Origin of the sequence: Lewinella sp. IMCC34191 (genome assembly GCF_003390935.1) — a bacterium.
Lineage (GTDB): Bacteria > Bacteroidota > Bacteroidia > Chitinophagales > Saprospiraceae > Neolewinella.
Genome location: NZ_QNQZ01000009.1, coordinates 166,570 through 179,268, shown reverse-complemented (window position 1 = coordinate 179,268; position 12,699 = coordinate 166,570). Strand labels below are relative to the sequence as shown.

The following is a 12,699-nucleotide window of genomic DNA, read 5'->3' as shown; positions in this document are numbered from 1 at the left end:
GGCTTGCCTGGCGGCTGCGCGGTGGAGGCTTGCCTGGTGGCTGCGCGGTAGAGGCTTGCCTGGCGGCTGCGCGGTAGATGCTTGCCTTCGGCTGCGCGGTAGATGCTTGCCTTCGGCTGCGCGGTAGAGGCTTGCCTGGTGGCTGAGTGGTAGATGCTTGCCTGGTGGCTGCGCGGTAGATGCTTGCCTTCGGCTGCGCGGTAGAGGCTTGCCTGGTGGCTGAGTGGTAGATGCTTGCCTGGTGGCTGCGCGGTGGAGGCTTGCTTGGCGGCTGCGTGGTAGAGGCTTGCCTTCGGCTGCGCGGTGGAGGCTCGCCTGGTCCTAGAGAGGTGGATAGTACCGCGAGCAATAGCGAGTCTCTACCGGCGGAGCCTTCTACTGGCGTCAGCCCTCTACCGCGAGCGATAGCGAGTCTCTACCGGCGGAGCCCTCTACCGGCGAAGCCCTCTACCGCGAGCCTAGCGAGCCTTTACTTCACCAACCCTTCTTCCTGGAGCCCCTTAAGCAGTTTGTCGAGCACACCGTTGAGGAAATCCTTGCTTTTTTCGGTGCTGTAGAGCTTGGAGATGTCGAGGTACTCGTTGAGGGTGACCTGGGGGGGGATGGAATCGAATTCGAGGAATTCGGCGATGGCCATTTTCAACAGGATCATGTCGATGATGGCTACGCGCTCGGCGTCCCAGTTTTGGAGGACGGATTTGATGCGTTCGAGGAGTTGGTCGTTGGCATCGACGACGAAACGCAAGAGGACCTCACCGAACTCACTGACGGCTTCGGAAGTGTTCTCGTAGTCGCGGAAGAAATCCTGCTGCTCGGGAAGAGCCTTGATGGTCTTTTTGATGGCGCCGACGACGAGGCTTTTGTCTTCGTTCCAGAGGGGGAAATGGTCCTCGACCATGGTTTGGAAGAGTTCCTGCTTCTGTAGCCATTTGAAGAGGGCGAGAAGAATCTTCGTGTTGTCCTCGCGACTGGGAGACGGATGTGCCGCGTAGGTCGCGTAGGCATCGGTGGTCAGGAAATCGCGGTACAGCTGCTTGATCTGGTCGGCATCCACCATACCCCGGATCTTGTAGCGGTCGTAGAGTTGGCTGAGTTCCTTGTTTTCCGTAAGGGACCGGACGGAGGGGTTCGTGGCCAGGGTATCGCGAAAATTGCGGTCTTCGGCGGTGGGACGCAGCTTCGTGTTGCGGGTGGCCAGGTCCTGGCGGGCATAATCGCAGCAGCGTTGGAGGATGAGCAGGTTCTGCAGATAAAGCTCGAAGGAGCGCTTTACCATAAGTGCGTAATGGCTGCGGATCGCTCTGAGGTCATGGCGTTCCTGCCGCTGGGCGGCGTAGAGTACCTGCATGATCTTGATGCGAACGTTGCGGCGGCTGAGCATATAATGGTCCGGTTTTCAAATGCGCAGGGCGTTACTGCCACTTGCGCAGCGCAAAGCAACGGAAAAAAACGGGGACTACTTCGATGAAGCGGCCAAAATATCCCGATTCGCGATTTCGTCGAAAGCCGGTAGCTTGCTGTGGTGCCATTTATTGACGATGACGCCCTGCTTCATGAGAACGACGCCCGGGTTGGAGCGGATGATCGTCTTCAAGAGGATATCATCTCCCCGGTGGAAGGGGTAATCCGCCCCGATGGTTTTTTTGAAATCATCCAGGGTAGCGTCGTCGACGTACTTCGTCATGGCCATCACGGAATGACCGGCAGCCCGTGCCTTTTCCACTACCGGCTGGATATCTTCCCGCCAGTCTTCCAGGTAATCTTCGTCCCAGTCGCCCGCCTCTCCCTTGAGTTTGTAGGCTACGATGATAAAGGTATACCCCGGGTCGGCAAGCAGGTCGGGAACTACATCATAGCCCTCGGCGTCGCTAACTTCAAACTCGCTGATCTTGGTCGCCTCGAGGGTCGGTTCGGATGTGAAGTTCTCGATTTCCCAATCTTCCTTGGGGTAATCCTTGTAAACTTTCAGGAACTCATCCATGGACATGCTCGTGACCTCTCCGGTTTCCTTATTGGTCAGTTCGTAGCCGAGCACGGTGACGGCCGCGGCGGCGTCGGATTCGGCCTGCTTACGGGCGGCGACGTCCGTACCGACCTTGAAGGGACGGAAGTCTTGTCCAGGGATGTCCCAGATGAAATTGCTCAGGCAGTAGACAACGGCAATCGCGCCGGTAGCTACTACCGCCAGCGTCCGCGTCCGGGTGGTAAACAGCTGGTGCATCTTGCCGGGAGCCAGCAAGAAGATGATCGACGGAATGAGCAGCGCCACGTCCTTCAGAAAGCTGACGCGCGGCTCGAGTTTGAGGAAGTCGCCGAAGCAGCCGCAATCGGTGACCTTCATATTGGTTTCGGTGTAGGGACCCCACTCCCCGAAGGCGAAGAAGTTGACGCCCGACGGAACGTAGCCGGTCAGGTAGGTGAAACCCGTGAGTACCGTAAAGAAGGCTACAATGGGAAACAGCAGCCCGGCGGTCAGACGCGGTTTGTTTCCGAGGATCAACATCAGGCCGAGCATGATCTCGAGTACGATCATGAAGACCGAAAAGCCGGCCGCCATTTCACTAAGCCAGGGGAAGATGGGGGCGAGAAACTCCGCGCCCGCTCCGTTCGCCGTTGCCTCGAACTCGGCGAAGTACTGCTCCATCTTGTAAGCCGTACCCAGGGGGTCGATCGCCTTGACGTATCCCGAAAAGAGGAACAGCGCGCCTACGAAGTTTTGCAGTAAGCTCATTCCGATATTCTTCCGTTCACGCAGGACACCATAGGTGAGGCCAGTGAGGGCAAGGGCCGCGATGCCGATGTAAATCAGGAGGGTAGTAAGCGTCATGAGCTCAAGTTATTAACTTCAATTACAACTGTCAACCGGGGTGGTTCTAACGTGTGCGAGTAGCTTAGCGTATACGTCGTTCGTTTGCAGAATATCGGGGCAGCCCACCAATACTAGATGGTCCCGCGCGCGGGTCATGGCGACGTTCAGTTTGCGGTCTACGCCTTCCTCGCTGATCTGTGCCATGCGGTCCAATTGCTGCACGTCGTTGGTGCAGAGCGACATCAGGACGATCCGCTTCGCGCTTCCCTGGTAGCGCTCGACGGTATCTACCGTATAGTCGTCGGGCGCAAAACCGGCTTCCGCGAGGCGCGACCGGATCAACGCGATCTGGGCCCGGTACGGCGTGATGATGCCAATATCACCAGTGCGCACTGGATGGTCAGTACGCGAATAGACCGCGGTGAAAGCCTCGACCAGTCCGACCAGCAGGTCCGCTTCGTGGCGGTTGATCTTCGGGTCGGCACTGCCCCGATCGGCGGGCGCGTCGATGAAGACCAGGCGGTGGGCACTGATTTGTTCCTGCAGGGTATTGTCACCGGCCACGAGCGCGAGCTCCGCGATTTGATGCCGGTGATGGTCAATGGCGGGCGGCAGAATGTCGAGGGCACCCTGGTAGAAGTGCAGGGCGGGGAAGGCCATTACCTCGCGGTGCATCCGTCCCTGATGGCGCAACTGGTCGTAGGCCCAAGTCCAGTCATTTGCTTTGGCGGTTAAGTACAGGCGCTCGAACAGACTGGTGCCCAGGTTTTTGACGCCTGCTGTCCGTAGCTTCTCGTCACCTACGTAAGTGTCGTAATCCGACTGCTGTACCACGGCTGGCAGCTGCCGGTGGTCGCCGATGAGCAGGCTACGGTGAGCCCGGGTCAGCAAGGTGCCGAGCAGTGGTTCCAGGATCTGACTTGCTTCGTCGACGATGATTCGGTCGAAAGCTTTTAGTTTGAATAGTTCGTTGTTCCCACCGACGCTGGCTACCGTGCCGACCACGATGCGGGTGTTCTTGACAAGCGCAAGCAGATCCTTGCGACGGGTGACGCCCTGGCTTCTGACCTGCAGGAGACGATCCTTGTAGGCCTCGCTGGCTCCAAGGCGACTGCCGATGCGAAGGTAATCACGGAAAGGACTGCCGTCGTCGGCGAGGATGCGTTCGATACTCTCGCAGATCTCGTCCACGGCCCGGTTCGTGTAGGCCACCAGCAGTACGTTTTCCTGACTGTGCTTCAAGAGGTGCCGGACGAGGTGGTGCAGCATCTTGCTGGTCTTGCCCGTACCGGGAGGTCCCCATAGCAGAAAGTAGTCCGGGGCGGTAATCACCTTGCGGAGAATGTGGTCTTGTTCTTCCGTTAGTTCGTCCGACACGCGGCTGGGGTGGGGGGCAGCCTGGTGGGGCGGTGCCAGCCCCAACCACCGCTGGCGAAACTCCGGTGTCGACGAGGCCCACAGGTGGAGCCCGAGATAGTGGTTGCGAAAACTGCTGTCCAGCACGTCCTTCTCCACCGCCCAGAAGGGCTTCCGACGAAAGGCGCTGTCGTTGAGCTGGCGATTGCGCGGCCGCAGGAGCAACTCGTCGTTTGCGACGGACACGATGGTAGACTTGAAGATCTGGGAGTGCACCGCGTCTCCGGTCCGGGCTTGCTGTTCCGGCGTACCGTACAGCGCCACGATATCCCCCTGGCGGAACTTGACTAGCAGGTCGTCGTCCGCGCCGCGGCTGAGGGTAAGAATGTTCTCGTCCGTATCGTAATTGGTGAACCGTAATCCGTCGAGCAATTCGAAACGCTCCACCTTGTCGGCGCGCTCGTCGAGCCAGAGACTCGCCAACCCGTTCAGGTGATCCGTTCGCTGCTCGCCGATCTTGGAGAGCCGTTGTTCCCGGGCCACGAATCCCAGGTAAGCGCCGAAGTAGCGTCGCTCGAGATCGTTCAGCTTGCCGTAGCATTCGAGCACCGCCTGGTGGTCCGCCTCCGTGAAGCGGCCGAGATTTTTGAAGCGGCTGGGGTGGATTCTGGCAAACAGCGCATCGGTCTGCTCCCGCAGGTCCCGCCACTCGCCGTCGGCCGAGGGCTGCCCGAGCTGAGCGATCATCATCTCCAGGCCGACCAGCTGGTTGCGAGCTGAAAGTGCCTCCATCTGTCGGTTAAATTCCGCCGGGGCGTACCGGATGGGCTTGTCGTAATCTACGCTGTACAGGATGTAGGACCGAACGTTGGCCTCCTTACCCAGTGCCTGGTTGATCATCAGATCGTACAAAACCGTCTGTACGAAGTTGTCGCTCCGAATACCGTGTACATTCGGATTGAATATCTTACTGGTCTTGAGTTCAACGATCGATGTAAGTCCTTCCTCGGTATCGCGTTGCGATTGCAGTAAATCGAGACGACCCTGTAGCCCGTAAGCGGGAGAAAGGAAGGTCGGCTCCAGCATCACCTTATCGCGTTCGATGTCCAGCCCGGTCAGCAGTTCCCGGACGAAACGGGAGACCGTAAGGAAGTGGTGCTTCAGGTCGCTGACCAGGTCCCGCACCTCCGCATCGGAAAAGAGGCAGAGTTCCAGCGGCTGCATCTCGAAGATCTTCGGCAGCACGTCGCGAAACCGGATGTCCGGATCCTGGACCAAGAGGTCAAGGAAGGTATTGACGATGTTACCGCGCACCAGGGGCGGGCGCTTCTCGAAGGGCAGCAGGCGATTGGGAAGGGACGACCACGGCTGGTAGTGACTCCCGCTGCTGAAGCAATAGGCCACGTCAGTGACGTTGACCAGAAAGTCGGGCTCGATGACCAGCTGGGAAGGGTAGAGGCGGTCCTCGCCCCGCAGTTGGGCATTGATGAGGTTCAGCGTGATGAATGGACCACTGATCTTATGCAGGATCGAGACCGCCTCGCGGACCGGCGAATCGGCCAGTTCGGACTCCCCGTACGGAATGCGGTAGATCATTTCCGGGCGGCGCTCTTCGCGGACCAGGATTTCCTGGGCCGTAACGTCCGTTTCCAGGTATACGACCCGGAGTTGGTAGAAGTGCCGGCTTACTTCGGGTTGCTGGTACTTGGGGTAAGCGGCTTCCAGATAGGGCTGCAAATCCTCGGGCACGTCCACGCCAAACAGGGTTTCCGTCAATTCGCACAACAAGCGGTAGCCAATGCGGACCTGCGGTTCAGCCAGATCGTCCGCCATCTCCCGCTGACGCATCCGTCGAAAGGCGCGTTCCTGAAAGATCAACTGGCGGGACAGGCCATACTTATGCGCCGCGTAGGTAACCCTGGCGTATACGGTACTGAAGTGCAATTTATCGGCTTCCGTCGCCCGTTCGAATAGCTCGAGCAGCAGGCGGCGTTGGGCGTCAACCCGCTGCGGGGGGGTGAGTTCCCCGTTGTCCATCAACTTGCGGATGCGCCCGTAAAAATGCCCGCCCAGGGCCCGTTCGCGGGGAGAGGTGTCCATACGGCGGCAAGATACCCTCTTCCACCGAGACCGATGAATGAGGTTCCTACAAATAGTTTGCTATTGGGAAAAGGGTTTTTACCTGCGCTCCGCCGCCAGAACTATGGAATGGGGGAGGCGCCTCGTTGGAGAAGCCCGACGGGGAATGGCAGATGAAAGGACGCCAGGGTTAAGGATCGATGAAGGAGCCAGGCGGCGCACGGGGGATGGCTTGACCCGTGGTAGCATACGCGAGCGACGTCGGTGGCACGGTACTCCGAGAGGGAGAAAATTGGCGAAATTTCGCTACTTTGCCCGAATGAATCGCCAGCAACTTCTCGATAGCCTACACCTGGATATCCCGGTGGTGGTGTCTCCCATGTTCATCGTGTCCCAGCAGCAACTGGTATTGGAATGCTGTAAGAACGGCGTCCTGGGCACCTTTCCCGCGCTCAATAACCGGACCACGGAGGGCTTCGAGGACTGGGTAAAGGAGATCAAGGCCGAATTGGCCGCCGAGTCGGATCGCAGAGGCAAGCCGCTGCCCCCCTTCGGTGTCAATCTGATCGTCCACAAGACCAACCCGCGGGTGCAGGCCGATCTGGAAGTGATCGTCCGCCAGGAGGTGCCGCTGGTCATCACCAGCCTGGGGGCGGTGAAGGAGGTGGTGGATGCCGTACACGGTTATGGGGGGCTCGTCTTCCACGACGTCACCAATACGTACCACGCCCAGAAGGCGATCGATGCCGGGGTGGACGGGCTGATCCTCGTATGCGCCGGCGCGGGCGGGCACGCGGGCTCACTTAATCCCATTCCCTTCGTGGCCGAGATCCGGGAGATGTTCGACGGCATCGTACTGGTGGCCGGGGCACTGAGCACGGGGCGCGACGTCGCCACGGCCATGCAGATGGGCGCGGATCTGGCCTACATGGGTACCCGCTTCATCAATACGAAAGAAGCGGTCGCCGACGAAGCCTATAAGGACATGATCATCCAGTCCGGCACCCGCGACATCGTCTACACCGCTTCCGTGTCCGGCATCCCGGCCAACTGGATGGTGGCGAGCCTCGAGGCGGCCGGCATCACCAAGGAGATGTGGGATCAGAAAGCCAAGGCCGACTTCGATGCCGAGCACGAGGCCAAAGCCTGGAAGAATCTCTGGAGCGCGGGGCACGGCGTTGCCAGCATCAAGGACAACATCCCCGCCGCCGAACTCATCGACCGGCTGAAGCGGGAGATGAGAGAGGCCATCGCCGAGCAGGCCACGCTGCTGAATAAGTTTCCCCGCGCAGCCCTCAACAAGTAAGCAGGTATGTACGCAGATAACCTATTCAAGGATAAGGTCGCCCTCGTCACCGGCGGCCGCTCCGGGATCGGATACGGCATAGCCGAGGCGCTCTTGAAACTGGGCGCTAAAGTGGCCATTTGCTCCCGCAAGGAAGAACCCCTGGCGAAGGCTGCCGAACGGCTCCGTGCCCTTGGCCCCTGCCTGTACGAGGCGTGCGATATTCGCGACGGAGCGCAGGTAGAAAGCCTTGCCGAGCGGATCAAAGCTGAATACGGCACCCTCGATCTTTTAGTCAACAACGCGGGCGGCCAGTTCCCGAGTCTCGCCAGCGCCATCACCGATAAGGGTTGGAACGCCGTCATCAACACCAACCTGAACGGCACCTTCTACGTGAGCCGGATCATGGCGGAGCACTTCTTCATTCCGCAGCAGTCGGGCAACATCGTCAACATCATCGTCAACATGGCGCGCGGCTTTCCGGGCATGGCGCACACCGGCGCCGCCCGCGCCGGGGTAGAGAACCTCACGAAGAGCCTGGCCCAGGAGTGGGCGACGTACAACGTACGCGTCAACTGCGTGGCCCCCGGCACCATCATCAGCTCGGGCCTGGATACTTACGCCGAACCGGTAAAGGCCTTGCTCGACGAGATGAAGGACGATAACCTGATGGGCCGCCACGGTACGGTGGAAGAAGTCGCTAATGCCGTGCTGTTTCTGGCCAGTCCGCTCTCCAGCTACACCAGCGGGACCACGCTCTACGTCGATGGCATGGATCACCTGCACTCCGACCGGATGCGGCTCGTCAAAGGCGTGCGCTCATGAAGTACGTCGTCACCGCCCGCATCGCCCGCATCTCCTTCGATCGCCCCGAACGCGCCAACGCCCTCGACCTGGCTGGCTGGCACGGACTGCGCGACGCCTTTCAGCGGGCCGACGCCGAAGAGGAGGTACGTGCCGTCATTCTCGCCGGGGAGGGCAAACACTTCTGCGCCGGCATCGACCTGAGCGTACTGAAGGACATGCAGGCCCGCTTCCGGGGAGAGCGGGAAGCCATTCAGCAACAGGTCCACGATTTCATCACCGACCTCCAGGACTGCATCAACGCCATCGAACGCTGTCGCAAGCCCGTAATCGCCGCCATCCACGGCAGCTGCATCGGCGGCGGAGTGGACATCGCCGTAGCCTGTGATATTCGCTACTGCACCAAAAGCACCACCTTCAGCGTCAAGGAGGTGGACCTCGGTATCGTAGCGGACCTCGGTACCCTCCAGCGCCTGCCCCGCATCATTAATGCCGGTACCGCCGCCGAGCTGGCCTTCACCGCTCGCAACTTCGACGGCAAGGAGGCTCACCGCACCGGACTGGTCAGCGACGTGGTGAGTAACACCGCCCAACTGGAGTACCGCGCCACCCAAGTCGCCGAGGCTATCACCCGGAAGCCGCCCACCTTTATTGCCGGTATTAAACGGACGTTGCTGCACCAGCGAGAACACTCCGTGGCCGAGGGACTACGCTTCGTCGCGGATCTCAGCAGCCGCCTGATGGCCGGTTTAGCATAGCCCGCGTAGCAGGTGGACGACTGCCACGGGGCAATTCCTGATGAACCGACCTAGACATCAGGTGTCTCCCGCAGCGAAAGCGGAGGGATCATCCGATGAAAGGCCGCACCCAGCAACCAGCAACCAGTACCCAGCACCCAGTACCCAGTACCCAGCACCCAGCACCCAGCACCCAAAAAAACAACCAACAAATCCACCCAACCCCCTTCCGTTTCCCACAATTCTTCAAATAAACTTGTTGAAAACTTGCGAATGTGTTTGAAAATGTTTTAATTTGTCCTTAAATAAACTGATACACAAATATGATTACCGAAGACCGCCGCGAGTTGAACGACCGGTTCCGCGAAGTTTTCCAGATTTTGGAGGATCGCGGAGAGATCATCAAAAACGACCGCAACGGCCGCGGACTGGGTGATTTCGCCAAGCGGATCCTGAATAACCGCTCCTATGGCCACATCATCCGGGCCTACCTCAACCCCGACGACAAGCGCTGCATCAACTACGAACAGGCGCGGCGGGTGTGCACCGAGTACGGTGTGAATACCGATTACCTGCTGGAAGGTTCCGGTACGCCCTTCGGCATGGACCTCCCCAAGGTCACCGAAGTCGATGGCGGCGAAACCAAACAAAACATTCTCTACACTTCCGTAGAGGCCTTCGCCGGCGCCAGTGTCGACGGCGACAGCTTCCTTCGTGAGGAGGCTTCCTTCTTCTCCCTGCCCGATCTCTTCGGGGATGGCTACGTTGCCTTCCCGATCAACGGCAACTCCATGGAGCCCGTCATCAACGACGGTGACGTGGTGATCTGCCGCCAGATCGCCGGTGTCCACGAGATCAAGGAAAATAAGATCTACGCCGTACGCTCGAAGGGAAGTCTCTGGGTGAAGTACGTACAGCCGATCAAGGACGGGAAGAGCCGCATTCATTCCCTCAAGCTCATTAGCGCCAACTACCTGGAGCACGACCCCTGGGTGGAGGACGTAGATAAGAATACCCGGCTCTACGAAGTACAAAAGCGCATCAGCGACCTGTAAACAGTCTACCGGTAAACTATCACACTTCTGAGCGGTGGTCCGGCCAGTCGGCGCCGGGCCACCGCTTTGCATTTACCCCCGATCTATCCTGCTGTTTTTGTTTGTACCGGTCCGGCAAATACGCCGGGCCGGTATTTACGCTTATGGACCGATGACCCGGTCCGTGGGTCGGTTTATCGAGCCTGGTCGACAGCGGTGAGGACAACGCGCTTCAAGTCCTCGTCGCGACTGCTACTCCCCACCATAATCTGGAAGGTCCCCGGTTCGACGCTGTATTTCATCTCGCCATCCAGGTAGTTGAGCTGGTCGAAACCCAGTTCGAAGGTGACGGTCTTCGTCTCCCCCGGAGCAAGGGATATCTTCTCAAAGCCGCGCAGCTCCTTCACCGGCCGGGTTACGGTGCTGAAGTCGTCGCGGACATATAGTTGAACCACCTCCTGTCCGGCTACATCGCCGGTATTGGTGACGTCCACGCTTACGGTGGTGTTGCCGTTGGTCATGATGTTTTCCTGACCCAGGCGTGGCTCCGAAATATCAAAAGTCGTATAGCTGAGCCCATAACCGAAAGGGTAGAGGGCACCCACGTCTTCCATCAGGTAACCCCGGCGGGCGGTCGGCTTGTAATTGTAGTAGGCCGGAATGTGGCCGGCCGAACGGGGGATACTGATCGGTAACTTTCCACTTGGCGTCACTTTGCCGTAGAGGACGTCGGTGACGCTGTGTCCCGTTTCCTGACCAAGGTAAAAACACTGAAAAACGGCGTCGGCTTTTTCGACGAGATTACGGATGTTGAGCGGGCGGCCACCAAAAACCAACCCGACCATCGGGATGTCCAGTTCCGCCAGCGCATCGATTAATTCGTTCTGCGTGCCCATCATCTCCAGGGAGGGCCGGTCGCCCATATGGCTTTCCGCCCAGGCCTCGCGGCTGGTAAGCTCGTTTCCGCCCACGGCCAGTACGATCACGTCCGCCGCGGCCACCTCCTTGACTGCTTTGGCGATCCGTTTTCGATCGTCGGCCTCGCTGACGGCAACCACCGTGTCTTTGTACCAGCTGCCCGGCTCGGTGAGGCGGGTGCCTTCGGAATAGATCACCGCACCGTCCGTGCCCGCCGCGTAATCTTCCAGCCCCTGTCGCAGGGTAACGAAGTGGGCAGGGTGGTCGCTGTACCCACCGAGCAGGACTCGATCGGCGTTTGGACCCACAACGGCAATGGTGAGTCCGTCGGCGAGCGGCAGGACGCCATCGTTCTTAAGCAGGATCATGCTTTCCGTGCCGGCCCGGCGCACCAGGGCGTCGTCTTCCGGCGTGTTTGACAGGGCCTTATCTGGATCGATATAGGGATTCTCGAAAAGCCCCCGGTCAAATTTTTGCTGCAGTATGCGGCCGACGGCGCGGTCCAGAATCGATTCATCCAGCTCCCCCGAGTTCACGGCTTCCACTAGGTAGGGAAAAGCTTCCCGGTCCGGCAACTCGATGTCGACCCCGCTGCTGATGGCGCGGATGGCCGCCTGCTTGAGATTTTTAGCGACGGCGTGACGCTTATTCAATTCCTCCACGCCAAAGTAATCGGATACCACGGCACCTTCGTACCCCCATTCACCACGAAGTACATCATTGAGCATCCAGGCATTGGCGTGACTCGGGATACCGTTGACTTCGTTGTAGCTGGCCATAATGTTGCGGACGTTCCCATTCTCGACGATGTGCCGGAAGGGGTAGAGGAAGACCTCGCGTAGGGTTCGTTCGCTGATATGGGCCGGTCCGGTGTTGGTGCCTCCCTCGGGCTCGCCGTGGCCGGCCAGGTGCTTTAAGGTGGCAAATACTTCCCCTTCGTCCCACTGATCGTCATCGCCCTGGAAGCCGAGCACCGCTTCTAATCCGATTTCGCCGGCCAGGTAGGGATCTTCTCCCAGGGTTTCCTCGACGCGCCCCCACCGAGGGTCACGGGCTACGTCCACTACCGGCGTGAGCACGACGTGGGCGCCCCGGCTAGCCGCCTGCCGACCCGCCGTAGCGTAGAGTTGGCGCGCGAGCTTCCGGTTAAAGGTAGCGGCGACCGAAATGGGTTGCCCCCAACTGGTCGCGTCCTGGGCGGCCAGGCCGTGCAGGCTTTCCTCGTGCATCAGTGCCGGTATACCCAGGCGGGTTTCCTCTACCAACCACTTTTGAATGGCATTCACGTACGCCACCTCTTCGGCAGCCGTTCGGCCCGGCTCGCCACTGGCGGTCAGTTCGCTGGGACGGGTGATGTGACCGATACCGTGAGGAATGACCTCCGCCGCCAGCGATGGATCGAAGTCACTATTCTCCGTTTCCATCTGGTGCTTGTCCTTCCAGATAGCCATCACCTGGGCTACCTTTTCTTCCGTCGTCATGCGGCCGACCAGGTCGGCGATGCGATCGCCTACTGGTTGACTGGCATCCTTATAAATAGCCAGTTCGGTATTGGATCGCGGAGTATTCGCATCGGCGGTCGTCGGTGCGGATGAGAGCGGCTGGACCTCGGACTCACAATTCGTGAACTGCAGCAACAGTATCAAGAGAACAAGGCGGTAAACGGGCATGCAGCGT

The 12,699-nt window shown here is 59.5% G+C and carries 8 protein-coding genes; 4 read left to right on the top strand and 4 right to left on the bottom strand.

What is annotated here, in order from left to right; translation table 11 throughout:
- Positions 1 to 469: 469 nt before the first annotated feature.
- The 3 genes from DRW39_RS17105 to DRW39_RS17095 all read right to left on the bottom strand — a co-directional run bounded on the left by DRW39_RS17105 (position 470) and on the right by DRW39_RS17095 (position 6,265).
- Positions 470 to 1,381: a transcription antitermination protein NusB gene (locus tag DRW39_RS17105; RefSeq protein WP_116108282.1), complete on the bottom strand. Its 912-nt coding sequence runs from the start codon at positions 1,379 to 1,381 to the stop codon at positions 470 to 472.
- 75 nt (positions 1,382 to 1,456) lie between these two features.
- On the bottom strand, positions 1,457 to 2,827 hold the full coding sequence (locus DRW39_RS17100) for a DoxX family protein (protein ID WP_116108281.1): 1,371 nt from the start codon (positions 2,825 to 2,827) through the stop codon (positions 1,457 to 1,459).
- An 18-nt stretch (positions 2,828 to 2,845) separates the two neighbouring features.
- Positions 2,846 to 6,265, bottom strand: a complete 3,420-nt coding sequence (locus tag DRW39_RS17095; protein WP_116108280.1) for a DEAD/DEAH box helicase — start codon at positions 6,263 to 6,265, stop codon at positions 2,846 to 2,848.
- A gap of 298 nt (positions 6,266 to 6,563) precedes the next feature.
- Here DRW39_RS17095 and DRW39_RS17090 point away from each other — a divergent pair, with 298 nt between their 5' ends.
- The 4 genes from DRW39_RS17090 to DRW39_RS17075 all read left to right on the top strand — a co-directional run bounded on the left by DRW39_RS17090 (position 6,564) and on the right by DRW39_RS17075 (position 10,125).
- A complete protein-coding gene (locus tag DRW39_RS17090; RefSeq protein ID WP_116108279.1) occupies positions 6,564 to 7,550 on the top strand; it encodes an NAD(P)H-dependent flavin oxidoreductase in 987 nt (328 codons plus the stop codon).
- Between the two features lie 6 nt (positions 7,551 to 7,556).
- A complete protein-coding gene (locus DRW39_RS17085) occupies positions 7,557 to 8,354 on the top strand; it encodes an SDR family oxidoreductase (RefSeq protein WP_116108278.1) in 798 nt (265 codons plus the stop codon).
- On the top strand, positions 8,351 to 9,091 hold the full coding sequence (locus tag DRW39_RS17080; protein WP_116108277.1) for an enoyl-CoA hydratase-related protein: 741 nt from the start codon (positions 8,351 to 8,353) through the stop codon (positions 9,089 to 9,091). Before DRW39_RS17085 ends, DRW39_RS17080 begins: the two co-directional genes overlap by 4 nt.
- Before the next feature lie 302 nt (positions 9,092 to 9,393).
- Positions 9,394 to 10,125, top strand: a complete 732-nt coding sequence (locus tag DRW39_RS17075) for a helix-turn-helix transcriptional regulator (RefSeq protein ID WP_116108276.1) — start codon at positions 9,394 to 9,396, stop codon at positions 10,123 to 10,125.
- A gap of 173 nt (positions 10,126 to 10,298) precedes the next feature.
- Here DRW39_RS17075 and DRW39_RS17070 read toward each other — a convergent pair whose 3' ends face one another.
- Positions 10,299 to 12,692: a glycoside hydrolase family 3 N-terminal domain-containing protein gene (locus tag DRW39_RS17070; protein WP_116108275.1), complete on the bottom strand. Its 2,394-nt coding sequence runs from the start codon at positions 12,690 to 12,692 to the stop codon at positions 10,299 to 10,301.
- Positions 12,693 to 12,699: the final 7 nt, after the last annotated feature.